Source organism: Streptomyces sp. NPDC091371, assembly GCF_040684275.1.
In the GTDB taxonomy this organism is placed as follows: Bacteria; Actinomycetota; Actinomycetes; order Streptomycetales; family Streptomycetaceae; genus Streptomyces.
In genome coordinates this window covers 131,361-155,418 of record NZ_JBFBFP010000010.1, presented here as the reverse complement: position 1 = coordinate 155,418, position 24,058 = coordinate 131,361, and the positions used below count along the sequence as shown (strand labels likewise).

16 protein-coding genes are annotated in these 24,058 nt (G+C 74.2%); 10 read left to right on the top strand and 6 right to left on the bottom strand.

Annotated elements, in window-relative coordinates:
* Positions 1–51: 51 nt before the first annotated feature.
* From AB0O21_RS14510 to AB0O21_RS14495, 4 genes are all read left to right on the top strand, one after another.
* Complete coding sequence (locus AB0O21_RS14510) at positions 52–4,746, top strand: aminotransferase class I/II-fold pyridoxal phosphate-dependent enzyme (RefSeq protein WP_365170870.1); 4,695 nt, start codon at positions 52–54, stop codon at positions 4,744–4,746.
* An 11-nt stretch (positions 4,747–4,757) separates the two neighbouring features.
* Positions 4,758–5,417, top strand: coding sequence for a 4'-phosphopantetheinyl transferase superfamily protein (locus AB0O21_RS14505; RefSeq protein WP_365170868.1), 660 nt, complete (start codon positions 4,758–4,760; stop codon positions 5,415–5,417).
* 115 nt (positions 5,418–5,532) lie between these two features.
* A complete protein-coding gene (locus tag AB0O21_RS14500) occupies positions 5,533–7,689 on the top strand; it encodes a SpoIIE family protein phosphatase (protein ID WP_365170866.1) in 2,157 nt (718 codons plus the stop codon).
* Positions 7,690–7,833: 144 nt separating this feature from the next.
* Positions 7,834–8,064 carry a helix-turn-helix transcriptional regulator gene (locus AB0O21_RS14495; protein WP_365170864.1) on the top strand — a complete coding sequence of 77 codons (231 nt, stop codon included), beginning with the start codon at positions 7,834–7,836 and terminating at the stop codon, positions 8,062–8,064.
* Positions 8,065–8,152: 88 nt separating this feature from the next.
* Here AB0O21_RS14495 and AB0O21_RS14490 read toward each other — a convergent pair whose 3' ends face one another.
* The 4 genes from AB0O21_RS14490 to AB0O21_RS14475 form a co-directional block, all read right to left on the bottom strand.
* Positions 8,153–9,145 (bottom strand): serine/threonine-protein kinase, encoded by a 993-nt coding sequence (locus AB0O21_RS14490; protein ID WP_365170862.1) that lies wholly within the window; start codon positions 9,143–9,145, stop codon positions 8,153–8,155.
* A 196-nt stretch (positions 9,146–9,341) separates the two neighbouring features.
* The gene (locus AB0O21_RS14485) at positions 9,342–9,929 is read right to left on the bottom strand and encodes a hypothetical protein (protein WP_365170860.1); all 588 of its coding nucleotides are present in this window, start codon (positions 9,927–9,929) and stop codon (positions 9,342–9,344) included.
* Between the two features lie 58 nt (positions 9,930–9,987).
* Positions 9,988–10,449: a helix-turn-helix domain-containing protein gene (locus tag AB0O21_RS14480; RefSeq protein ID WP_365170858.1), complete on the bottom strand. Its 462-nt coding sequence runs from the start codon at positions 10,447–10,449 to the stop codon at positions 9,988–9,990.
* 133 nt (positions 10,450–10,582) lie between these two features.
* A complete protein-coding gene (locus tag AB0O21_RS14475; RefSeq protein ID WP_365170856.1) occupies positions 10,583–11,176 on the bottom strand; it encodes a hypothetical protein in 594 nt (197 codons plus the stop codon).
* 169 nt (positions 11,177–11,345) lie between these two features.
* On the opposite strand from AB0O21_RS14475, the gene AB0O21_RS14470 reads away from it, so the two are divergent.
* Together AB0O21_RS14470 and AB0O21_RS14465 are read left to right on the top strand one after the other, a co-directional pair.
* On the top strand, positions 11,346–12,080 hold the full coding sequence (locus AB0O21_RS14470) for a TetR-like C-terminal domain-containing protein (RefSeq protein ID WP_365170854.1): 735 nt from the start codon (positions 11,346–11,348) through the stop codon (positions 12,078–12,080).
* A gap of 184 nt (positions 12,081–12,264) precedes the next feature.
* A complete protein-coding gene (locus AB0O21_RS14465; protein ID WP_365170852.1) occupies positions 12,265–14,865 on the top strand; it encodes a discoidin domain-containing protein in 2,601 nt (866 codons plus the stop codon).
* Here AB0O21_RS14465 and AB0O21_RS14460 read toward each other — a convergent pair.
* Positions 14,831–16,996: an FUSC family protein gene (locus AB0O21_RS14460; RefSeq protein ID WP_365170850.1), complete on the bottom strand. Its 2,166-nt coding sequence runs from the start codon at positions 16,994–16,996 to the stop codon at positions 14,831–14,833. The two genes, AB0O21_RS14465 and AB0O21_RS14460, sit on opposite strands and share 35 nt — an antisense overlap.
* A gap of 174 nt (positions 16,997–17,170) precedes the next feature.
* Here AB0O21_RS14460 and AB0O21_RS14455 point away from each other — a divergent pair, with 174 nt between their 5' ends.
* The 3 genes from AB0O21_RS14455 to AB0O21_RS14445 are packed head-to-tail and all read left to right on the top strand — an operon-like array spanning position 17,171 to position 21,096.
* Positions 17,171–18,544, top strand: coding sequence for a hypothetical protein (locus AB0O21_RS14455; protein WP_365170848.1), 1,374 nt, complete (start codon positions 17,171–17,173; stop codon positions 18,542–18,544).
* Positions 18,545–18,601: 57 nt separating this feature from the next.
* Entirely contained in the window at positions 18,602–19,849 is a 1,248-nt protein-coding gene (locus AB0O21_RS14450) for a MoxR family ATPase (protein ID WP_365170846.1), read from the top strand.
* Complete coding sequence (locus AB0O21_RS14445) at positions 19,846–21,096, top strand: VWA-like domain-containing protein (protein ID WP_365170844.1); 1,251 nt, start codon at positions 19,846–19,848, stop codon at positions 21,094–21,096. Before AB0O21_RS14450 ends, AB0O21_RS14445 begins: the two co-directional genes overlap by 4 nt.
* Here the strand turns inward: AB0O21_RS14445 and AB0O21_RS14440 are convergent.
* The gene (locus AB0O21_RS14440; protein WP_365170842.1) at positions 21,093–21,524 is read right to left on the bottom strand and encodes a Fur family transcriptional regulator; all 432 of its coding nucleotides are present in this window, start codon (positions 21,522–21,524) and stop codon (positions 21,093–21,095) included. The genes AB0O21_RS14445 and AB0O21_RS14440 overlap by 4 nt on opposite strands.
* A 251-nt stretch (positions 21,525–21,775) precedes the next feature.
* Between AB0O21_RS14440 and katG the strand changes: the two genes are divergently transcribed.
* A complete protein-coding gene (katG, locus tag AB0O21_RS14435) occupies positions 21,776–23,989 on the top strand; it encodes a catalase/peroxidase HPI (RefSeq protein ID WP_365170840.1) in 2,214 nt (737 codons plus the stop codon).
* Positions 23,990–24,058 lie beyond the last annotated feature (69 nt).

Sequence of the window (24,058 nt, the reverse complement as noted above, 5' to 3'; positions counted from 1 at the left end):
ACCCCGCACCCGTCCCGCACATCCCGCACCACACACCGAAAGAAGAAGGTCATGACCGACATCGCCATCACCGGACTCGGCTGCCGCTTCCCCGGAGCCCCCGACGTGCACGGCTACTGGAAGCTCCTGATGAGCGGCGAGCGGCAGTTCTCCGCCGTCCCCTCGGACCGCTGGAACCACGAGACCTTCCACGAACCCGGGAACCGGTCGGCCCCCAACGCTGCCTATACCGACCAGGTCGCCTTCCTGGACGACGTGGACCGCTTCGACGCCCTGCACTACGGAGTGCCTCCCGCCCGCGCCCGGGCCATGGACCCGCAGCACCGGCTGATGCTCGACGTCACCCGCGAGGCCCTCGACGACGCGGGGCTGGGCCGCGGCGACTTCGACCGGGAGAACACCGGGGTCTTCTTCGGGATCTCGGTGTCCGACTACAAGGACCTCATGGCGGCCCCCATCCGGGCCATCACCCTGGCCGAGGATTCGCTCGCCGCGGACGACCACGACGGCCGGGCCGCCGTCAAGGAGCAGGCGGGACGGCTCGGCACCATCCAGAGCTTCACGCTGCCCGGGAGCCTGCTCAACATGGCGGCCGGCACCGTCAGCCGGCAGTTCGACCTCGGCGGCCCCAGCTTCGCCGTGGACGCCGCCTGCTCCGGCTCGCTGGTCGCCCTCGACCAGGCGATCGCCCACCTGCGGCTGGGCACCTGCCGGATCGCCGTCGTCGGCGGGGTCTACCTCAACCTCACCCCCGACAGCCTGGTCGGGTTCTCCCGGCTCCGCGCGCTGTCCGCCAGCGGTGTGTGCCGCCCGTTCGACGAGGAGGCCGACGGCTTCGTCCTCGGCGAGGGCGCCGGGGTGGTCGTCGTCCGGCCGCTGGCCGACGCGCTCGCGGACGGCGACCGCGTCTACGCGGTGATCAAGGGCATCGGCTCGGCCAACGACGGCGCCTCTCCCGGGCCGCTGGTCCCCACCGCCGAAGGGCAGCTGCGCGCGATGCTCCGCGCCTACGACGACGCCGGGGTCGCCCCCTCCTCCGTCGGCTTCCTCGAAGCCCACGGCACCGGGACCGCCGCGGGCGACCGCGCGGAGACCGAGGCGCTGCGCCGGCTGCGCACCGAGTACCCCGACGACGACCCCGCCCTGTGCTACCTGGGCGCCGGCAAGGCCCTCATCGGGCACTCCCTGGCCGCCGCGGGCGTCGCGGGTCTGATCAAGACGGCCCTGGTCGTGCACCACCGCACGATCGTGCCGCAGCCGCCGACCGCCCCCCATCCCGACCTGCCCGTCTCCGCCGCCGGCCTGCGCATCGCCGAGACCGCGCGGCCCTGGCCGAGCGGACTCGCGCCGCGGCGGGCCGCCGTCAGCTCCTTCGGTTTCGGCGGCACGAACGTGCACGTGGTGCTGGAGCAGGCGCCGCCCGCCCCGGCCGGCCCGGGACCCGCCGTACGCACCGGGAGCCCCGCGCCCCAGCTCGTACTGCTCTCCGCGGGCAGCCCGGAACTGCTGGACCGGCACATCGGCGAGGTACTCGACGTGCTCGACGCACTCGGCACCGCCGACCGCCCTCCGCTCGCCGCGGTGGCCCACACCCTGGGTACGCGCCGGCCGCTGACGGCCCGGCTCGCGATCGTGGCCACCGGCACGGAGGAATTCACCGAGCGGCTGCGCCGCGCCCGCAGCCAGCTCGTCGACGGCGCCCGGGGCGACCTCGGCGACGGCGCCTTCGCCGCCGACGCGCCCCTGCCGGCCGAGCAGCGCCGGATCGCGTTCCTCTTCCCGGGCCAGGGCAGTCAGCGGCCGGGCATGATGGAGGACCTCCACGAGCGGTTCACCGGCTTCCGGGCGACCGTCGGGGTCCTCAGCGCCGTGGCCCGCCGGGACACCGGCTTCGACATCGCGGACATGCTGTACGGCGAGGCGGCGGCCACCGCGCACCACCGCGGCACCGTCGAAGAGCTCCGGCAGCGGCTCACCGCGACCGAGGTCTGCCAGCCGCTGCTCGGCACCGTCCAGCTGGCCGCGACCCGGCTGCTCGCGGACTGCGGGATCACCCCCGACCTCGCCCTCGGCCACAGCGTCGGAGAGTTCGCCGCGGCCGCCGCCGCCGGAGCGCTCACCGACGAGGACGCCGTCCGGCTGCTGGTCCACCGCGGCGCGGCCCTGCGGCAGGCGGAGAGCGGGCTGCGGGGCGGGATGCTCGCCGTGCAGAGCGACAAGGAGACCTGCCGCCGGCTCACCGACGGCATCGACGACGTGTGGCTGGCCTGCTTCAACCAGCCGCGGCAGGTCGTGGTCAGCGGCACCCCGCAAGGGCTCGACGCCATGCGGCGGGCCTGCGCGGAGGCCGGGATCGTCACTGCGGTGCTGGAGGTGTCCAACGCCTTCCACTCGCCGCTGCTGGCCTGCGCCGAGGAGAGCGTGCGCGCGGACCTCGCCGGCCGGGCCGTCAGCAGCCCCGCGGTGCCGTTCGTCTCGTCCGTGAACGCGGAGGTGTGCGCCGACCCCGGGCGGCTGCGCGAGCTGTGGGCCCGGCACGCGTCCGCGCCGGTCCACTTCGGCGACGCCGTCAGCACCGCCTACGAGCAGGGCGCCCGCGTCTTCCTCCAGGTGGCCGGCGGCAGCTCGCTGCTCACCTCGGTCCACCGCACCCTCACCGGGCACGGCGACGTCCACGTCGTCCCCGCCACCGGGCCCGAGCCGGACGGCGGGCGCGGCTTCGTCCTGGCCCTCGCCCGGCTCGCGGTCCTGGGCGTCCCGGTCGACCCCCGGGCCCTGGTGCCCGAGGAGGACCGCCGGCTGCTGGACCTGCCGGCGGCTCGGCTCGACACCCAGTCGTACTGGGTGACGGGCGGGCGCACCGCGCAGCGTGAGGCCCCCGCCGCCGTGCGGCCCCGGCCGGAGCCGACGCCGGAGCCGTCATCTTCGCCCGAGCCGGTGCGCGAGCCCGTACCCGAGCCCGCGCCGGTACTGCGCGCGATGCCCGCGGAGGCCTCCGTACGGTCCACCGCACCGGCCGCCGACGAGGAGCTCCCGCTGCTCGGTCGCGCCGACGAGGTCACCGCAACCGTGCTCGCCCACGTGGCACGGATCAGCGCGTTCCCGGTGGGCCACCTGAACCGGGACCAGCTGCTGATCGACGACCTCGGTTTCGACTCGCTGATGCTGACCGACCTGTTCACCTCCCTCAAGCGGGAGTGGCCGCAGTGGAGGTTCGACGAGAGGGTGGCCGACCGGCCGACCGTCGGGAGGATCTCCGCGTTGATGACGACCGGCTCGGCCGATGCCGCCGCCTGCGAGGGCGCGCCCGCCGCCGTCCCCGGTCAGCGCGCCGAGCAAGGGCAGGCGGACGCGCACGCGGACCGGCGCGAGGTGGAGGCGGAGCAGCCGGCACCGGCGCCGGCCGCCGAACCGCCCGTACCGCTGCCCGAGGAGCACACCCGGATCGAGTGCTTCCCGGAGGTCACCGAGCACGGCCTGCGGGTCGCCGCGCTCGGCGAGCTCGGGATCTCCAATCCGTACTTCCTCGTCCACCAGGGCGGCATGACGGACACCACCGTCGTCGACGGCCGCGAACTCCTCTCGTTCGCCGGCTACAACTACCTGGGCCTGGCCACGCACCCCCGGGTGAACGAGGCGGCCAAGGAGGCGATCGAGCGCTACGGCACGTCGGTGTCCGCCAGCCGGCTGCTGTCCGGCAGCCGCCCGCTCCACGTGGAACTCGATGCGGAGGTCGCGGGCCTGCTCGGCTGCGAGGCCGCGCTCACCCTGGCGAACGGGCACGCCACCAACGTCACGGTGATCGGCCACCTCGTCGGACCGGGGGACCTGGTCGTCCACGACTCCCTCGCCCACGACAGCATCCTGCAGGGCTGCAAGCTCTCCGGCGCGACCCGGCGGCCGTTCCCCCACAACGACGCGGCCGCCCTCGACTCCCTCCTCACGCGGGTCCGCGACCAGTACCGGCGGGTGCTGATCGTCATCGAGGGCGTGTACAGCATGGACGGGGACGTCGCCGACCTGCCGGCGCTCCTCGAGGTCAAGAACCGGCACGGCGCCCTGCTGATGATCGACGAGGCGCACAGCATCGGCACCATCGGAGCGACGGGCCGCGGCGTCGGCGAGCACTTCGGCATCGACCGCCCGGCCGTGGAGCTGTGGTCGGGAACCCTGTCCAAGGCCCTCGCCAGCTGCGGTGGCTACGTGGCCGGGAGCCGGGCCGTCATCGATTACCTGCGCTACACCGTTCCCGGTTTCATCTTCAGCGCGGGCACGACGCCGGCCGACGCGGCCGCCTCCCTGACCGCCCTGCGCGTGCTGCGGGCGGAGCCGGAGCGGGTGGCCCGGCTGGCGGAGAACGCCGAGCTGTTCGCCCGCCTCGCGCGCGAGGCCGGCGTCGACATCGGGGACAGCCGTGACACGGCGATCGTGCCGTGCATCGTCGGGGACTCGCTGAAGGCGCTGCGGCTCGCGGAGGCCCTGTTCCGGCGGGGCATCAGCGTCAATCCGATCCTCTATCCGGCGGTCCCGGAGGAGATGGCCCGGCTGCGCTTCTTCATCACCCGCGACCACACGCCCCTCCAGATCCGCCGGGCGGTGACGGCGCTGGTGCGCGAGCTGCGGCAGCTGGAGGCGAACCCGGCTCCGGCCGCATCGGCCCCGGCCGCCCCATCCACCCCGGCTGCCCCGGCCGCGCCATCCACCCCGGCTGCCCCGGCCGCGCCCTCCGCGCCGGCCGCCGCCTGAGCCCCGCCGTCATGGACACCGCCGTCATGCACACCGCCTTCCGGCCGATCGCGCCGGGCGAGGTCCACCGGTGGGGCGGAGCCGCCCTCCTCGCGGCCCGGCGCTCCGACCTCCGCACCGCCCCGCCCCTCTCGCCGGCCGAGCTCCGCGTGGCCCGCGCGCTGCCGGACCGGCGGCGGGCCGACTGGCTGGCCGGCCGGCTGCTCGTCAAGCTCCTGGCCCGGGAGGCCTTCACCGCGCCGGCGTACGAGGTGGAGGTGCTGCCGCGTGCCGACGGCAGCCCGTACCTGCTCGTCGGCGGCAGCCCGGTGCCCGGCCTCCATGTCTCCATCAGCCACACCGCCCGCCACGTCGCCGCCGCCCTGGCCCCCGAACCGGTCGGAGTGGACCTGTGCGAGACCGCCTCGGCCCCGCTGGTACGCCGGGTCACGGACCACGTGTTCTCGCCCCGCGAGCTCTCCCTCATCGGTACGGAACGGCCCGAGGCGCTGGCCGGTGCCTGGGCGCTGAAGGAAGCGGCGGTCAAGGCCGACCGCAGCGGTGTCTTCGGGCCCGCGCCGCGCCGCATCGAGATCCTCGGCCTGGGGCCGCCCGTGCTCGGCGGACGGCGCCGCGCGATGGCGTGGCGGACGGGGGACGCACTGCTCGCCCTCGTCCTCGCGCGCCCGTGACGGCACTGCGTTGGTGCTCCTTGCCCGGCCGGATCATGCTTGTCAGTGGAGCCCCTGGCCATGCGGGTTGCCGTCGGAGCGCGGCAAGGAACTAGCGAGGGCGAGATGAGCGGCGATGGAGCAACTTCCCACCTCCCCCGGTGAGCGGCCGGAGGAGACGAACGCCTCCCACGAACCGGCACGCACGGCCACTACCACCACGCACTGGAACGGAGCGCTGGAGGAATGGGCCTTCGACCAGTCCCCCTGCCACCTGGCGATCTTCGACGCCGACCTGCGGCTGCTGCGTGCGAACGCCGGCATGGAACGCACGCTGTCGCGCACCGAGGCCGAGATGCGCGGGCTGCGGCTGCCGGAGATCGCGCCGGATCCCGTGAGCGAGGAGACCGAGCGGAGGATGCGCCGGGCCCTGGAGACCGGTGAGCCGCAGCACCTGGACTCCTTCGTCCGCCCCGCGGGTACGGGCCCGGAGTCCGGCTGGTCCGCCTCGCTGTCCCCGTTGCGGGACCGGGACGGCCGGGTGCGCGCCGTGGGCCTGGCCGCGCACGACAGGACCGCGACCGGGGGCGAACGGCAGCAGCTGCTCATGCCGGACGTGGCGGGCGCGCTCATCGGCACCACCCTGGACAGCGCCCGCACCGCGCAGGAGCTGGTCGACGTGGCCGTCCCCCGGCTCGCCGACCTCGCCGTCGTCGACCTCGTGGAGCCTCCCCCGCGCGGCGACGAGGCGTCCCCGCACCCCGTGACGAAGCCGTTCACCCTGTCCCGTACCGCGGTGCGGTCGATCCTCGAAGGGAACCCGGAAGCCCGGCTCACGGTCGGAGCGACGACCGTCTATCCGCCGCTCTCCCCGGCCGTCGAGTGTCTGGCCTCGGGCCGGGGCGCCGTGTACGCGACCACCGATCCGGCCGTGGCCCGCTGGGTGACCCAGGACCCCGCGGCCGCCTGGATCGGCGAGTACGGGGCTCGGGCCCTGATGCTGGTGCCGCTGCGCGCCGACGGCGTCACGCTCGGCCTGGCCGTCTTCAGCCGGCACGAGCGCCAGGAGCCGTTCCGGCCGGAGGACCTGCTGCTGGCCGAGGAGCTCACGGCCAAGGCGGCCGTCAGTATCCACAAGGCCCGCCGGTTCACGCGCGAGCACACCACCACCATGACCCTGCAGCGCAGCCTGCTCCCGCACACGCTGCCCGATCAGGCGGCGCTGGAGATCGCCTCCCGGTACCTGCCCGCCGGCGCCGAGGCGGGCGTGGGCGGCGACTGGTTCGACGTGATCCCGCTGTCCGGCGCCCGGGTGGCCCTGGTGGTGGGCGACGTCGTGGGCCACGGCATCCGCGCCTCCGCCACCATGGGCCGGCTGCGCACCGCGGTGCGCACCCTGGCCGACGTGGACCTGCCGCCCGACGAACTGCTCACCCACCTCGACGACCTGATCATCCACCTGTCCGCCGACGAGGCCGACCAGGAGGGCGGCGGGGAGGCCGCCGGAGGCATCGGCACCACGTGCCTGTACGTGGTCTACGACCCGGTCACCCGGGGCTGCACCGTCGCCCGGGCCGGTCACCCCCCGCCCGCCGTGGTCCCTCCGGAGGGCTCCGCGTACCTCCTCGACGTGCCGGCCGGCCCGCCGCTGGGTCTGGGCGGACTGCCCTTCGAGACCGTCGAGGTCGAGCTTCCCGAGGGCAGCGTCCTCGCCCTCTACACCGACGGCCTGCTGCAAGCCCGCGACCACGACATCGACGAGGCCCTGGACACGATGCTCGCCGCCCTCGTACGCCCCGCGTCCACGCTGGAAACGGTCTGCGACCGGGTGCTGACGGCGCTGCTGAGCCACCGTCCCGAGGACGACGTCGCCCTGCTCGTGGCCCGGACCCGGGCCCTGAACGCCGACCAGGTCGTGGCCTGGGACCTGGCCTCCGACCCGTCCGTCGTCGCCGAGGCCCGTCGCAACTGCACCGACCAGTTGACCGCCTGGGGCCTGGAGGAGGCCTCTTTCGTCACCGAGCTGCTGGTCAGCGAGCTGGTCACCAATGCCATCCGGTACGGGGCGCCGCCCGTCCAGCTCCGGCTGATCCACGACGGCAACACCTTGATCTGCGAGGTGTCCGACACGAGCAGTACCGCCCCGCACATGCGGCGGGCCCGGATCTTCGACGAGGGAGGGCGGGGCCTGCTGCTGGTCGCCCAGCTCGCCCAGCGCTGGGGCACCCGGCACACCCTGAACGGCAAGACCATCTGGGCCGAGCAGTCCCTGGTCGACTTCGGGTCCCTGTGACACCGCTGTGACAGTCGGCGGACACCGCCATGAACTCCCGCGAACAAGCTCTTTATCAGGGACATACGACGACATTCGGGACATGTCCCCTGCTTCCGAAGGCGTGAGCAGTGATGACCGAGCCGATTCGTCGGAGGAAATCCCATGAGCCTCACACTCGCCGCGCCGCTCGTCGAAGCCCCCGCCCCCTCGCTGGCCCCGCGTGAGCAGGAGGCACTGCGCTACATCGCCGCCGGATGCACCTACCTGCAGACGGCCCGCCTCATGGGACTCTCCAAGCACACGGTCGACGCCTATCTGCGCCGCATCCGCGCCAAGCTGGGCATCAACACCACGGCGGAACTGACCCGGCTCGCCATCTCCCTGGGGCTGTGACGCCCGACCAGCAGCGCCCGGCACGGGAGTGCCGTCACAGTGGCTCCGGCCCCCGAACGGGGGGTCGGAGCCACTGTGACGACGCTTCCTAACGCGGACCGGCCGGCCCCCGGAAGACCGGCCGGGCCCAGGCCGGAGGCTCCGGCAGCGGAACGGTCTTCACCACGACGGTGCGCTTGGCGACACCGGCCCCGGCCCCGATCCCGGTGGCGGCGCGCAGCGCCGCCACGAATTCCAGGCAGGAGCCGTACCGGTCCTCGGGAATCTTCGCCAGGGCCCTTCCCAGAACCTCATCCACTGCGGGCGCTATGTCCGGCCGCCTCTCGGTCACGGGAGGCGGCTGGTCGTATTGGTGCGCCCACAGCAGGGCCACGTCCTCGTCGCGCTCGAAGGGGGGACCTCCGGCGAGGGACTCGTAGACCACGCAGGCGAGGCTGTAGAGATCGCACCGGCCGTCCACGGGACGGCCGGTGATCTGTTCCGGCGCCATGTAGTCGAGCGTGCCGACGAACTCGCCCGCGGTGGTGAACCCGGTGAGCGAAAGCGCCTTCTTCGTGAGCCCGAAGTCCGTGAGGTAGACGTGCTCGGGGTGGTCGCTGTCGGTGCCCGCGGCGACCAGGATGTTGGCGGGTTTGACGTCCCGGTGGACCAGGTCGTGCTCGTGGGCCGCGTCGAGCGCGGACGCCACCTGGGCGGCGATGCGCAGGGCGGTCGCGACGGGGAGCGGGCCCTCGCGGTCCAGCAGGCCCCGCAGGTCGAGGCCGGAGACGTACCGCATGGCGATGTACAGGACGCCGTCGGTCTCTCCGGCTTCGAAGATGGGCACGATGTGCGGGTGGTCGATCTTCGCGGCCACCCGTGACTCGTGGGTGAAGCGGCGCCGGAAGGTCTCGTCGCGGGCCCGCTCCGGGGCGATCAGCTTGAGGGCGACCTTCCGGTCCAGCCGCAGGTCCTTCGCGCAGTAGACGACGGCCATGCCGCCGCGGCCGATCAGCCGCTCGACCAGGTAGCCGGCGATCTGCTTGCCGATCAGGCCGGAGGGCCGGCCCGTGTACGAGCTCAGGTTCGCTGCCGTGCCCATCTGGGGCCGCCCCCTTCACCGGGCCGGCCCGACGACGGACGCGACAGGCCGCCCTTTCCTATCGGAAAGTCTATCGAGTGATCCATCCGAGTGCCCTCATGACAGGGCTCCAGGGGTCCCGGTGTGGAGGTGGGACGGGACTCCCTGGAGCAGTTCCTCGCCGGTCGCCGACCGGCCGTACGGGCGTCGGCGGGGGTCAGCCCTCGCCGCCGTCGCCGCCGCGGCCGCCCTGGCCGCTGGTCTGGCAGCCGACGCCGACGCAGATGCCGCCGCTGCCGCCCCAGCCGCCGTTGCCGCCGTCGCCGCCGGGAGGCGCGGCCCCGCCGTTGCCTCCGTTGCCCCCGTTGACGCTGCCGCCGCACACTCCGGCGCAGACCCCGCCCTTGCCGCCGTTCGTGCCGTTGGCGCCGGGCCCGCCGTTGGTTCCGTTGCCGCCGTTGGCGCTGCCGTTGCACAGTCCGGCGCAGACCCCGCCGTTGCCGCCGTTGGTGCCGTTGACCGTTCCGTTGCAGTTGCCCGCGCACACCTTGTCACCGACGCGGACGCTGCCGTTGCCCACCTTGACTCCGCCGAGCGCCGCACCGCTGCCGAACCGGCTCCCGCCGCTGCGGTTGTCACCGCCGCCGGACGAGGGGCCGTGGTACTCGACGGCGGCCGCCGGTGCCGTCTGGACCGCCGAGGCGGCCGCGGGGGCCGCCGTGGCGGCCGGCACCATCGCACCGGCGCCGATCAGAGTCGTCGAGACGACGAGACCAAGACGGAACTTCCAGCTGTGCACGCTCATGACCTTCTCCCTTGCCGAGGAATTGCGGATGTCCGTGGATTACTGATCGGGGGTCGTATCAGAGGCAGAAGGGGAGGCCGCCCGCCATCAGGGAGCACCAGTCGCCGGCCAGGTAGTCCTTCTTCCAGTCGTCGAGCTGCTCGCGCGAGATGTCGTACTTCTTGGAGATCTTGTCCTTCGTGGCGTCCGTGTCGTCGGCCATCAGGACAATCACGATGCGTACCTTGTCCACCGCGTTCAGCTCCGACTTCGACTTGTCGGGCAGGTCCTCGAACCGGAAGCAGCCCACGCGGCCGGGCTTGCCGGGCTCGCCCGGCTGGCCGGGCTGTCCGCCCCTGCCGCCCTCGCCGCCCTTGCCGCCTTCGCCGCCTGCGCCGCCCAGGACGCAGTGGGAGGGCGAGGAGCTGACGGCCGTGGGGGCCTGGGACTGCGACGCTTGCGCGGCGCACGCCGTACCGGTGACGAGAGCCAGTGAGGCCGCCGCCAGGACGAGCGGACGCTGCCAGGAACTCGTGAACATGGGATTTCTCCTTCTGCCTTTTTCCGTAAGTGCGGGTGTCGCCGAGTACGGGGTACTGCTGGGGGGGGTGAGGGGGGTGGAGGCCCGGAGGCCTCCACCCCGTCGGATCAGCTGCGGGGATCAGGCGCGGGGGTCAGAAGATGCTTCCGCCGCCGGCGCCGCCGTTGCCGCCCAGGCCGCCGAGGAAGCCGAAGCCGCCCTTGCCGCCCTTGCCGCCGTTGCCGCCCTGGAAGACGCCGAAGCCGCCCTTGCCGCCGTTGCCGCCGTCGCCGCCCTTGAGGATGCCGTCGCCGCCACCGCCGCCGTTGCCGGCGTTGCCGCCGAAGAGGCCGGAGCCGCCGTCGCCGCCGTTGCCGCCCTTGCCGCCGATGAAGCCTTCGCCGCCGCCACCGCCGCCACCGCCGGCGCCGCCCTGGAGGAGGCCGTCGCCGCCCTTGCCGCCGTTGCCGCCGGCGCCGCCGGTACCCAGGACGCTGCCGCCGCCACCGCCACCGGAGCCACCGCCGCCGCCGATGACGCCGTTGCCGCCGGCACCGCCGTCCCCTCCGGCGCCTCCCGCGGCCGGGAAGGCCGCGGCCACGTGGGCCGGCATCGGAGCCGCCGTCGCCATGGAGGCGGGGAGGAGGATTCCTCCGGTGAGCATGGCGCCCGCGGCGGCCAGCGTCGCGAGACGGAATCCCTTGCGGTGGGGACGGACGACGTTGTTGGTGCGAATCTTGCGGTTCATGACTTTCTCCTTGCGATTCGTATGCGGTGCCTCATTTCGTTTCCGGTTTCTGTTCCGGTGAGGCCCGCACCACAAGTAAGCCGCGAACGGCACAACAGGGTCATGTTCCGGAAAGTCGTGACTTGACACGGTCCGAGGAACCCACTAAAAGCGCTGGTACGGTTCCCGCATGGATCTTTCCGCAGCACGTTCGATGGACGAGAGTTCGACGCCGCCGGCGGCAATCAAGGCCGCCGCGCGCAGACAGCTGGTCGACGTGGGGGCCGCGGGACTGTCCCTGGAGGGCGTCGCGCGCGAGGCCGGCCTCGCGCTCTCCGAGGTGGAATCCCTCTTCCCCCACCGGGACGACCTGCTGACCGCACTGCTCATCGACGCCTACGACGCGTCCGGTGCCGCGATGGAGCAGGCCGACGGGGCTGCCCGGGAGGCCGGCGCCCCGGCGGGCGACCGGCTGCTCGCGGTCACCCGCGCCCTGCGCGGGTGGTCCTTCGGCAACCCGGGAGAGTTCACCCTCATATACGGCTCGCCCGTACCGGGCTACCACGCCCCGCAGGACACGGTGCCGGCCGCCTCCCGCACGCCCGCGGTGCTCGCCGGCATCGTGCGGTCGGCGCTGGAGAGCGGTGAACTCACCCCGCCCCGGCGGGCGGTGCCCGGCCCGCCGCTGCTGCTGCCGGCGGCCGTGGAGCTGTTCGGAGGGGCTCCCGAGGCCCCGTTCTCGGACGTCATCGAGCGCGGCATCGTCCTGTGGAGCAACCTCATCGGGCTGCTCGTCTTCCAGGTGTTCAGCCGTACCCACGACAGCGTGCGGGACGAGGCCGCGTTCTTCGACTACGCCGTGGCCGTGGCGGCCGAGAGCGTCGGCCTCGCGGTGTCCGCGAGCGAGGGCGCCGGCGGGGCCTGAGCCCGCCCGGCCGTGCGCGGGTCCGGATCACCGGGCGGAGCCGGCCGGAGGGGAGGAACGGACGCGATCCGGACAACGCGCCCCCCACCGGCCGGTTCCCACCAACTCGCCTGTTTACCGGGCGAGTTCACACCTCACTGACCTATGTTCGAGGGCGCCCACCCGATCGCTCACGGAGGTCAGATTGCAGTTCAGACGCCGCCCGCCCCGCCCCCCTCTGATACGCCGGTCCCACCTGCTGGTGGCCGCGGGCCTCGGGTCGCTCCTCATCGGCATGACGCCCTGGCTCGGGGTCGCGAGCCAGGCCACGGCCGCCCGCACACCGCCCCCGGCGCCCCTGTCCTCGGACCAGCAGCCCGCGAAGCAGTCACCGCACCACGCCGTCGCCCCGGCGAACGCCATGGAGCCCACGGCTCCGGTACTCGACCGGACCGGCTGGACCGCCTCGGCCAGCGACGAGGAGACCACAGGCGAGAACGGCCGCGCGGCCAACGTCCTCGACGGCAACGCCGCCACCATCTGGCACAGCAAGTGGACCGGCACCCCCGCCCCGCTCCCCCACAGCATCACCATCGACATGCACCGCACGGCGGTGGTGTCCGCGCTCGTCTACCGCCCCCGCTCCAACGGGGCCAACGGGCGGGTCGGCGAGTACTCCATCAGTGTCAGTACGGACGGACAGAACTGGGGGAGCCCCGTCGCCACCGGCACGCTCGCGGACGACGGCACCACCAAGACGCTCGGCTTCGCCCCGCAGGGCGCCCGCTTCGTGCGGCTGACCGCGCTCACCGAGGCCGGCGGCCGCGGGCCCTGGACCTCCGCCGCCGAGCTCGACCTGCTGGGCGACCCCGGCACCCCCGCCGCCACCGTCGACCTGACCCGGACCGGCTGGACGGCCACGGCGAGCGACGAGGAGACCACAGGCGAGAACGGCCGCGCGGCCAACGTCCTCGACGGCGACGCCGCCACCATCTGGCACAGCAAATGGACCGGCACCCCCGCCCCGCTCCCGCACAGCATCACCATCGACATGCACCGCACGCAGACCGTCTCGGCCCTCGTCTACCAGCCGCGACGGAACGGGACCAACGGCCGGGCGGGCGCGTACTCCATCGCCACCAGCCTCGACGGCGCCTCCTTCGGCGCACCGGTCGCCGCGGGCACCTGGCGGGACGACGACACCGTCAAGACCGCCACCTTCACCCGGGCCGAGAACGCGCGCTTCATACGTCTGACGGTGACCAGTGAGGCCGGCGGCCGCGGTCCGTGGACCTCCGCCGCCGAGATACGACTGAGCGGACCCGCCAATTCCGCCGTCCACGGCTCCTGGGACCGGATCACCGGCTTCCCCCTGGTGCCCGTCGCCACCGCGGTCCTGCCCGGTGACAAGCTGCTGGCCTGGTCGGCGTACGCGACCGACCGCTTCGGCGGCAGCAGCGGCTACACCCAGACCGCGATCCTCGACCTGAAGACCGGCAAGGTCACCCAGCGCCGGATCGACAACACCGGCCACGACATGTTCTGCCCGGGCATAGCCATGCTCGCCGACGGACGCGTGCTGGTCACCGGGGGCAGCAACGCGGACAAGGCGAGCATCTACGACCCGGCCGCCGACACCTGGTCAGCCACCACCCGCATGAACATCCCGCGCGGCTACCAGGCCATGACGCTGATCTCCACCGGTGAGGCCTTCGTCCTCGGCGGTTCCTGGAGCGGCACCGCGGGCACCGACAAGTCCGGCGAGGTCTGGTCCCCGGACACCGGCACCTGGCGCGGGCTCCCGGGCGTCCCCGCCTCCCCGGCGCTGACGGCCGACCCGGCCGGTCCCTACCGTGCCGACAACCACATGTGGCTGCACGCCACTTCGGGCGGCAAGGTGCTGCAGCTCGGGCCGAGCAAGCAGATGAACTGGATCTCGACGAGCGGCACGGGAAGCATCACCGCCGCCGGACCCCGGGCCGACAGCCAGGACGCCATGACCGGCAACGCGGTGGCCTACGACGTCGGCAAGCTGCTCACGCTGGGCGGCTCGCCCGCCTACCAGGACTCCCCGGCCACCCGGCGCGCCTACACCGTGAACATCTCGGGCGACCGGGTCGAGGCCTCCCGCACGGGCGACATGGAGCACGCCCGCGCCTTCGGCAACAGCGTCGTCCTGCCGGACGGCAAGGTAGCGGTCTTCGGCGGCCAGAGCTACCCGGTGCCGTTCAGCGACGCGACGTCCGTACTGGCCCCCGAGCTGTGGGACCCGGCGACGGGCACCTTCACCCCGCTCGCCACCATGGCCATCCCGCGCAACTACCACAGCGTGGCGAACCTGCTGCCGGACGGCCGGGTCTTCTCCGGCGGCGGGGGTCTGTGCGGTGACTGCGCGACCAACCACGCCGACGGGGCCGTGTTCACACCGCCGTACCTGCTGGGCGCGGACGGTTCGCCCAAGCCGCGTCCCGTCATCACGGGTGGTGTGCCCTCCCGGTTCTCGCCCGGCACCTCGCTGTCGGTGAGCACCCAGGGGGCGGTGTCGTCCTTCGTCCTGATGCGGGCCGCCGCCGCGACGCACTCCACGGACAACGACCAGCGCCGGATCCCGCTGCAGTCCACGGCCACGGGCACCGGCACGTACACGGTCTCCGTCCCCGCCGACACGGGCGTGGTGCTGCCGGGGAACTACATGCTCTTCGCCCTGGACGCCCAGGGGGTGCCGAGCATCGCCACGTTCGTGACGGTCGCCCCGGGGGCGGGCGGTGCCGTCAGCGCCGGTCCGGCCGAGGCCCCCCGCCCGTGATCCGCTCCAGATCGGCCAGCAGCCCTTCCAGCCAGGCGTCCACGGCGTAGTAGCCGTTCGGCGCCCCCGCGGGCGCGGTCCGCGACGCGCCGCCGTCCTCGTACGGCGGCGCGTCGCCCGCTTCCCGAGCCTCCTCCATGGGGTCCAGTACGGCGGACAGCAGCAGCATCCGCCCGGCCACCCGGTCCCCGAGCCGCGTCAGGGCGGCCGCCGCCGCCGGTTCCAGAGGCGGTACGAGCACGGGCGCGGGCGGCCTTCCCGCCGCGGAGCCGGGCACCGGCTCGGGCGGCGGCACCAGCACCCGGTCGGCGCCCCACAGCGTGTGGTGCCCGGTCAGCAGCACCGCGTGCCAGTCCACCGACGGCTTCTCCCCATCCGCGGGCCCCGGCTCGCTCTGCAGCTGCGCGAACGCCGTCTCCGCCAGGACGAGCGAATGCCGCAGCGACCCGTGCCGCGGCGGCGCGCCCGGATCCCGTACCCCGCCCGCCGCGATCTCCGCGGCCGTGGTGACCACGGCCTCGGCGGCCGACCGCAGCAGCACCGCGCCCGAGCGCCGCACCTCCTGCCGTGCGCCGCGCGGCCAGGCCAGCAGCCCGAAGACCGCGCCGATCACGCTCCCGACCAGCACGTCCAGCAGCCGCACCTCGGCCAGCCGCCAGGTGGCCGGGGCCAGCTGGGAGAACACCAGGGCGACCACCAGCGTGAACAGCGCCTGCGACCAGCCGACGCCCTTCACCGGCCCCACCGTGAAGGTGAACAGCATCAGCGGGAGCAGGACGACGGCGTACACCGTGGTGTGGGTCCCGACCAGGGCGATCACCCCGGCCGTGGCCAGGGCTCCGATCAGGGTCCCGGCCAGCGCCTGCCGGACGCTGCTGCGGGTGGCGTCCAGGGTGGTGCGGGTCAGCGTGAGCGTCGCCAGCAGCGCCCAGAAGCCGTGCGGCAGCGTGGCCAGGCCGGCGACGGCCCGGGCGGCCGCCAGCGCCAGGCTGATCCGCACCGCGTTCTGGAAGAAGACCGACCGGCTCCCCGCGTGCCCGACCAGCCGCCGCCACCACAGCTGCGGCGCCCGCATCCGCGCGTACCAGAACCGGCCCAGCGGCAGTCCGGGCGCGGCCTCCCGCCCCCGTACGGCCAGCCCCGCGGCCGTGGACAGCGCCAGCGCGGCGTCGGCCAGTTCCAGCAGGTCCGCCCGGCGGCGGAGCGTGGCCGGGAGGGCCTGCCCGGTCGGGTGGGCGGCGAGCAGCGCCCGCTCCCGGGCCGGGCCGGGGCGCTCCTCCCCCGCGGCCGGCCCGGGTGTGCCGCGCAGCAGGGCCGCGGTGTCCGCCGCGGACCGGCCGACGGCGCGCAGCAGGTCGAGGCCGGCCTCCGAGGGGGCCTGGCCGGGCGGCGGTGCGGGCAGCCGGTCCAGCCGGTTCAGCAGGGTGCGCGCCGCCAGCCCGGTGTGGGCCAGGCCCCGGGAGCGGACGCCGGGCCCGGCCGGGCGTTCCGCCTCCGGGACCTTCGAGGGCCGCAGCGCTTCGGCCGCGGCCCGGGCGGCGGCTCCCGTCGCCGGGGACAGCCCGTACGGCGCGCGGGCCAGCTCCCCGGCGCAGCGCTCGGCGGTGACGGCGGCGCGGGCGGCGATCTCCCGGTACGGCACGGTCGGCGGATCGGGCAGGACGAGGGCTTCCGCGAGCACGAGCAGCAGGATCCCACTGGTGGTGCCGACGAGCCGCTCCCCCAGGGTGTCCGGGGCGTACGGAGGGAAGGAGGGCAGGATGTACAGCAGCTGGAGCCCCGGAGCCGCGCCGGCCGGGCGGGGCCCGCCCGCGGCGACGAAGGCCAGGGCGAAGCCGATGACCAGCATCCCGGCCACCGCGCTCCAGGTGCGTACGGCCAGGAAGGTGCCCACGACCACCAGCAGCCAGGCCACCGGGAGCAGCCGCAGCAGGACGGCGGCCCGCTGCCGGCCGGTGCCCGGGATGCGCGACAGCCCGGCCAGCGCCACGGCGGCGAACAGGGCGTAGGTGGCCGCCACGGTCTGCCCGAAGCCGTACAGGAACAGGTAGAACCCGGCCCCCGCGGCCAGGGTGACCCGAAGGGACCGCCGGGCCGCGCCCGCGTAGGCGGCGGCACCGCTCGTACCCATGCCACCAGGATCGGGCACCCGACGCGCCCCGGCACCCGCGCTCCGCCCCGGCCCGGCCGCGCGCTCCGTCGGAAAAACCCGTGGCGGACCGGTGGGCGGAGCCATAGCCTTCCCGACGATGACCACTCACTCGGCTATTCGAATGGGGGTCCCGTCCACGCAAGGTGAGTGCTGATGCTCACTCATATCGCGAACGGGGATTCCCACCTGTCCTTGTGGCTGCGCGTGCGCGAGTTCGCCGTGCCGCCCTCCATGATCGAGACCGCGACGGTCCGCCGCCGCGCCGGCGACTGGGCCGCGGCCTGCGCGGCCGCGGGCTTCGAAGTCGATCTCGACCTGCGGTCCGCGGCACGCGCCCACGGCCGTGAACTCGCGGCCCGCGTCCGGGCCGACCTCCGCCATCTCGCTCCCGACCTGCTGCGCTGGCACATGCCGAGGATCGCTCCGCACGGGCTGCTGCGCCCGGGGCTGACGATCACCCTGGCCCGGTACGAGGTCCCCGGGCGGGACGGCGGCCATCCGGTGCACCTCGTGGCCCGGACGGCGCCCGCCTGGGCGGACGCCGGTCAGCGGATCAGCCTCGCGCTGTGGGACGGGTCCCACACCGGCGACCCCGGCCGCCGGCATCCGCACGGCCGCCCGAACCGGCGGTTCCGCCTCGATCTGCACCGGCACCTGTGGGACTCCCGCCGGGCCGGCGAGCTGCGGATCCGCTCCGGCGCCGACCGGCCTCCCGCAGACCCGCCGCCCGCGGACGCCCCCGGCCACCCCGTCGAGCGCTGGGCCGCCGAGGCGGCGCGGGTCCTGCACGCCGAGGGGCGGGCCGGGGGCGCCGTCACCGTGCGGCTCGGCGCCCGCGACCGGCTCCGCCTGGACCTGGCCGCGGACGCGGACGGCCCCGGGCCGCCCGTCCCCCGGATCGCTCAGGTGCCGCAGGACGCCGACGTCTCCGCGCTGCCGGTCCTGCCGGACGCCGCGACCTGGGAGCTGCCCGACCTGGAGCTGGTCCGCGCCGGCCTGATCGGCGCCGACCGGCTGCACCCGCTGGTCGCCGCGGCCCTGCTGCCGGAACGCGCCCCGGCCGACCGGCCCCGGAGCGCGGACCCGGCCCGGCAGGCGCACCTGGTGGAGTGCCGGGGAGCCCGCCATCGGATCGGCCTCGTCGACGGGGTGCTGGCCGCGCTGGACCACGGTCCGGAGGAGCTCGGGCGCGAGGCGCTGCTGGTCGCGCTGGGCGGCCCGCCGCTGCCCTGCCTGCAGGCGATCGACACCGCGCACCGCGATCCCGACTGCCTGCCCGGTGTCCGCGAACGCCTCCACCACGGGGACGTCGCCGGTGCGCTGGCCGTCGTCGAAGGGCTGCTCGGCCCTGACGCGGTGCTGCGCTCCGGCGCCCTGAAGGACGCGCTGGAGGCGGCCGCGCGGCGCCGGATCACGTACGGACTCTTCCGTGCGGGCCTGTTCGGACCAGGACCCGAGCGGCTCCCCCCGCGCCGGCGCCGTCCCCCCGACCACCGCTCGCGCCCGCGCCACACCACGGCCCGCTGACGCACGCCGGCCGCCCGTCTTCTTCCTGCCGCACCACGAACCCAGAGGTGACTTCCCATGCCCGTGCACACCCCGCTCGCCCCGTCCTCGCAGCTCGACGTCGCCGGTGAACTGCTGGCCCTGCTGCGCGACACCGCCACCGAACCGCGCCCCGACATCCAGCTGGAGGCCCTGACCCTGGCCGTGGCCGCCGACCTGCCCGTCCTGCTGTGGGGCGAGCCGGGGATCGGCAAGACCGCGGCCCTGACCCAGCTCGCCGAGTCGCTCGACCTGCCGCTGACCACCGTCATCGCCAGCGTGCACGAGCCGTCGGACTTCTCCGGGCTCCCCGTCATCGGGGACGACCCCGCGGTGCACGGCGTCCCGATGGCCCCGCCGGACTGGGCCGTGCGACTCGTCCGGGCGGGCCGCGGCCTGCTGTTCCTCGACGAGCTGTCCACCGCGCCGCCGGCCGTCCAGGCCGCGCTGCTGCGCCTCGTACTCGAACGGCGGATCGGCTCCCTGCAGTTGCCGCCCGGGGTCCGGATCGTGGCGGCCGCCAACCCGCGGTCCTCGGCGGCCGACGGCTGGGAGCTGAGCCCGCCGCTGGCCAACCGGTTCGTCCACCTCCAGTGGGTCCACGACCACGAGGTGGTCGTACGCGGCCTGGGCGGGACCTGGCCCCGGGCGACGCTGCCGCGCCTCGACCCGGGCCGGCTGGAGCAGGCCGTGGACTTCGCGCGCCGCGCCGTGTGCGGGCTGCTGGCCGCCCGGCCCTCGCTCGTGCACCGACTGCCCGGCGGTGAGGCGCGCCGGGGCGGCCCCTGGCCCTCGCCCCGCAGCTGGGACATGACCCTGTCCCTGATCGCCTTCGCGACCGCGACCGGCTCCTCCCGGGAGGTGCTCTCGCTCCTGGTCCGGGGCACCGTCGGGGACGGGCCCGGGCTGGAGCTGCTGGCGAGCCTGGACCGGATGGACCTCCCCGACCCCGAGGCGCTGCTCGCGGACCCGGCCGGTGCCGCACTGCCCGAGCGGGGCGACCTGCGCCAGGCCGTCCTCGACGGCGTGGTGGCCGCCGTCCGGGCGCGTCCGGAGAAGGCCCGTTGGGACGCGGCCTGGGAGCTCCTGGTCCGGGCGCTGGACACGGGGGCCCCGGACCTGCTGGTCGTCCCCGCCACCACGCTCGCCTCGCTGCGCCGGGCGGACTGGGTCGTACCGGCGTCGATCGAGCGGCTGGCCGGAGCGGTCAAGCTGTCCCGGCGGGCCGACGAGGCGGCGGCGCGGGTCGCCTCCCGGACCGCTGTCGGCGCGCCGGGCACCCGATGACGGGCGGCACGCCCGGGGCCCGGGACCTCGGCAGGCTGGACCTGGACAAGCTGTACGCGGCCCGGCTGCTCGCGGTCCGGGCCCGGCCCTTTCTGGCGACGGCGCTGTTCGCCCTGCACACGGTGGAGTCGCGGCGGGTGCCGACGATGGCCGTGGACCCGCACTGGCGGTGCTACGTCTCGCCGGGCTTCGTGGACCGGACCCCGGTGGAGGAACTGGCGGGGGTGTGGGTGCACGAGGTGTCGCACCTGCTGCGCGACCACCACGGGCGCAGTGACCGGTTCGCGCGGGAGCACGGGCTGTCCGGCCGGGGGGAACGGCTGCGGATGAACATCGCGGCGGACTGCGAGATCAACGACGACGTGTTCGGCGACGGGCTGGCCAAGCCCGAGGGCGCCGTCCTCCCCTCCTCGCTGCGGCTGCCCACGGGGCGGCTCATGGAGGAGTACCTGCGCCAGTTCCGGCTCGGGCCGTACACGCACCACCTGGCCTGGCTGGACTGCGGCAGCGGCTCCGACGGCCTGGAGCGGGAGTGGGACCTCGGACCGGACGGCGCGCACGGCCTGAGCGCGCAGGAGCGGGACGCGGTCCGGTTCCGGGTGGCCCAGGGCATCACCGGCCGCCCCGGGACCGCCCCCAAGGGCTGGCAGCGGTGGGCGGAGGAGGTGTTCCACCCGCCCCAGCCGTGGCGGGAGCTGCTGGGCGCGGCCCTGCGCTCCGCGGCCTCCGGGCCGGGCGCGGGCGAGGACTACACGTACGGCAGGCCGGCCCGGCGCTCGGCGGGCCTGCCGGGCGTGATCCTGCCGAGCCTGCGGCGCAGGCCGCCCCGGGTCTGCGTGGTCATCGACACCTCGGGCTCGGTCAGCGACGCCGAGCTGGGCAGCGCCCTCCACGAGGTCGCCGCGATCTCCCGCGCGGTGGGCGGGCGCCGCGACCTGATCACCGTCCTGTCCTGCGACGCGACGACGCAGTCCGTGCACCAGCTGTGCGGGGCCGAGGGGATCCCCCTGGTGGGCGGTGGCGGTACGGACCTGCGCACCGGCTTCACGAGGGCCCTGCGGGCGCGCCCCGCGCCGGACGTCGTGGTGGTCCTGACCGACGGCCAGACCCCCTGGCCGAGCACGCGGCCCCCGTGCCGGACGGTGGTGGGCCTGTTCCCCCGCTCCATGCCCCGCGCGTACGAGGAGGACCCCGACTACGTCCCGGACACACCGCCGGCCTGGGCGCGGGTGGTCGAGATCGGCTAGGAACCGGACGAGGGGCCCTGGGCGCAGCCCGGGCACAGCCCCCGGTAGGTGACCTCGACCCCGGAGACCCGGAAGCCGAAGCGCCCCTCGTCGGGGAGGCCGGCCAGCGGGTCGCCGGTCGGGTGGACGTCCCGGATGATGCCGCAGCCGGAGCAGATCAGGTGCTGGTGGGGGCGGTGCGCGTTGGGGTCGTACCGCTTGGCGCGGCCGTCGGTGGAGACCTCCACCACCTCGCCGAGGGAGACGAGCTCGCCGAGGGCGTTGTAGACGGTCGCCCGGGAGATCTCGGGCAGCAGCCGAGCCGCGCGGGCGTGCACCTCGTCGGCCGTGAGGTGCACGTGGTCTCCGTCGAGGACCTCCGCGACGACACGCCGCTGGGACGTCAGCCTCCAGCCACGCTGTCGCAGCCGTTCCAGCAGGTCACTCATGTCGGTCCACCCCTTCAGGCTCGGCGGGATCCCCGAAGGGTACGGCAAGAGTCGTCCGGGATCCGATGGGATATGGCTTTGGCGTGGTTCTTGACTTGGACTCTGTCCATCGTAGGATCGGTTTCGTTGTTAGCCAAGTGACTGTAGGACTCCCATACGGCCCCCAGACGAAGCCGTGACGGATGCGCCCCCTGTGCTCCACCGCATGCAGTTCCTCAGCTCCATGACCCCCCGGGTCCGGAAGGATTCCCATGTCTGAGAACCATGACGCGAACGCCGTAGACGCGAAGGCGGAGGCCGCCGGTGGCTGTCCCGTCGCGCACGGCCGCGCCCCCCACCCGACCCAGGGCGGCGGAAACCGCCAGTGGTGGCCCGAGAGCCTCAACCTCAAGATCCTCGCGAAGAACACCGCCGTGTCCAACCCGCTCGGCGAGGAGTTCGACTACGCCGCGGCGTTCAACGCCCTCGACCTCGCGGCCCTGAAGCAGGACATCGCCGAGGTCCTCACGACCTCGCAGGACTGGTGGCCGGCCGACTTCGGCAACTACGGCCCGCTCATGGTCCGCATGGCCTGGCACAGCGCCGGCACGTACCGCATCAGCGACGGCCGCGGCGGCGCGGGCGCCGGCCAGCAGCGCTTCGCCCCGCTGAACTCGTGGCCGGACAACGGCAACCTGGACAAGGCCCGCCGCCTGCTGTGGCCGGTCAAGAAGAAGTACGGCCAGTCCATCTCCTGGGCCGACCTCATGATCCTCACCGGCAACGTCGCCCTGGAGACGATGGGCTTCAAGACCTTCGGCTTCGCCGGCGGCCGCGCCGACGTGTGGGAGGCCGACGAGGACGTGTACTGGGGTCCCGAGACCACCTGGCTCGGCGACGAGCGCTACACCGGCGACCGCGAGCTGGAGAGCCCGCTCGGCGCCGTCCAGATGGGTCTGATCTACGTCAACCCCGAGGGCCCGAACGGCAACCCGGACCCGATCGCCGCCGCGCGCGACATCCGCGAGACGTTCCGCCGCATGGCGATGAACGACGAGGAGACGGTCGCCCTCATCGCCGGTGGCCACACCTTCGGCAAGACCCACGGCGCGGGCCCGGCGGACAACGTCGGTGCCGACCCCGAGGGCGCCCCGCTGGAGGCGCAGGGCTTCGGCTGGGCGAGCACGTACGGCTCCGGCAAGGGCGCCGACGCGATCACCAGTGGTCTCGAGGTCACCTGGACCAGCACCCCGACTGCGTGGGGCAACGAGTTCTTCAAGAACCTGTTCGAGTACGAGTACGAGCTCACGCAGAGCCCGGCCGGCGCGAACCAGTGGGTGGCGAAGAACGCCGAAGCGATCATCCCCGACGCCTTCGACGCGTCGAAGAAGCACCTCCCGACGATGCTCACCACCGACCTGTCGCTGCGCTTCGACCCGGTCTACGAGCAGATCTCGCGCCGCTTCTACGAGAACCCGGACCAGTTCGCGGACGCCTTCGCCCGCGCCTGGTACAAGCTGACGCACCGCGACATGGGCCCGATCGTGCGCTACCTCGGCTCCGAGGTCCCCGCCGAGACCCTGCTGTGGCAGGACCCGCTGCCGGCGCGCGAGGGCGAGCTGATCGACGCCGCGGACATCACCTCCCTCAAGGAGCAGATCCTCGGCTCGGACCTCACGGTCTCCCAGCTGGTCTCCGCGGCCTGGGCCGCGGCCGCGTCCTTCCGCGGCAGCGACAAGCGCGGCGGCGCCAACGGTGCCCGCATCCGCCTGGAGCCGCAGCGCAACTGGGAGGTCAACAACCCGGACGACCTCGCGCAGGTGCTCCGCACCCTCGAGGGCATCCAGACCTCCTTCAACTCCGGCGCCAAGCAGGTCTCGCTGGCCGACCTGATCGTGCTCGCGGGCTCCGCGGCCGTCGAGAAGGCCGCCCAGGACGGTGGCGTCGAGGTCGAGGTGCCGTTCACCCCGGGCCGTGTCGACGCGACGCAGGAGCAGACGGACGTCGAGTCCTTCGCCGCGCTCGAGCCGTCCGCCGACGGCTTCCGCAACTACGCCGGCAAGGGCAACCGCCTGCCGGCCGAGTACCTGCTGCTCGACAAGGCGAACCTGCTGACCGTCTCCGCTCCGGAGCTGACGGTCCTCGTCGGCGGTCTGCGCGTCCTCGGCGCCAACCACGCCGGTTCGAAGCACGGCGTCTTCACGGACCGTCCGGGCACCCTGACCAACGACTTCTTCGTCAACCTGCTCGACATGGGCACGACCTGGAAGTCGACGTCCGCGGCGCAGGACGAGTACGAGGGCCGCGACGACTCGGGCGCCGTCCAGTGGACGGGCACCCGTGCCGACCTGGTCTTCGGCTCGAACTCCGAGCTGCGCGCCCTCGCGGAGGTCTACGCGAGCGACGACGCCAAGGAGAAGTTCGTGAAGGACTTCGTCGCGGCGTGGACCAAGGTCATGGAGCTCGACCGCTTCGACCTGGTCTGATCCACCCTCGTCCGGGTCGGCCCCACGGGCCGGCCCGGACGTGTCTGCGAAGCCCTTCGCCCCGCGGCC

Bases quoted from the DNA above. Each gene is read 5' to 3' on its own strand.
- AB0O21_RS14440 (WP_365170842.1), bottom strand. From the start codon at position 21,524: ATGAGTGACCTGCTGGAACGGCTGCGACAGCGTGGCTGGAGGCTGACG.
- AB0O21_RS14495 (WP_365170864.1), top strand. From the start codon at position 7,834: ATGAGCCTCACACTCGCCGCGCCGCTCGTCGAAGCCCCCGCCCCCTCG.
- AB0O21_RS14470 (WP_365170854.1), top strand. From the start codon at position 11,346: ATGGATCTTTCCGCAGCACGTTCGATGGACGAGAGTTCGACGCCGCCG.
- AB0O21_RS14505 (WP_365170868.1), top strand. From the start codon at position 4,758: ATGGACACCGCCGTCATGCACACCGCCTTCCGGCCGATCGCGCCGGGC.
- katG (WP_365170840.1), top strand. From the start codon at position 21,776: ATGTCTGAGAACCATGACGCGAACGCCGTAGACGCGAAGGCGGAGGCC.
- AB0O21_RS14510 (WP_365170870.1), top strand. From the start codon at position 52: ATGACCGACATCGCCATCACCGGACTCGGCTGCCGCTTCCCCGGAGCC.
- AB0O21_RS14475 (WP_365170856.1), bottom strand. From the start codon at position 11,176: ATGAACCGCAAGATTCGCACCAACAACGTCGTCCGTCCCCACCGCAAG.
- AB0O21_RS14490 (WP_365170862.1), bottom strand. From the start codon at position 9,145: ATGGGCACGGCAGCGAACCTGAGCTCGTACACGGGCCGGCCCTCCGGC.
- AB0O21_RS14450 (WP_365170846.1), top strand. From the start codon at position 18,602: ATGCCCGTGCACACCCCGCTCGCCCCGTCCTCGCAGCTCGACGTCGCC.
- AB0O21_RS14455 (WP_365170848.1), top strand. From the start codon at position 17,171: ATGCTCACTCATATCGCGAACGGGGATTCCCACCTGTCCTTGTGGCTG.
- AB0O21_RS14480 (WP_365170858.1), bottom strand. From the start codon at position 10,449: ATGTTCACGAGTTCCTGGCAGCGTCCGCTCGTCCTGGCGGCGGCCTCA.
- AB0O21_RS14460 (WP_365170850.1), bottom strand. From the start codon at position 16,996: ATGGGTACGAGCGGTGCCGCCGCCTACGCGGGCGCGGCCCGGCGGTCC.
- AB0O21_RS14485 (WP_365170860.1), bottom strand. From the start codon at position 9,929: ATGAGCGTGCACAGCTGGAAGTTCCGTCTTGGTCTCGTCGTCTCGACG.
- AB0O21_RS14445 (WP_365170844.1), top strand. From the start codon at position 19,846: ATGACGGGCGGCACGCCCGGGGCCCGGGACCTCGGCAGGCTGGACCTG.
- AB0O21_RS14500 (WP_365170866.1), top strand. From the start codon at position 5,533: ATGGAGCAACTTCCCACCTCCCCCGGTGAGCGGCCGGAGGAGACGAAC.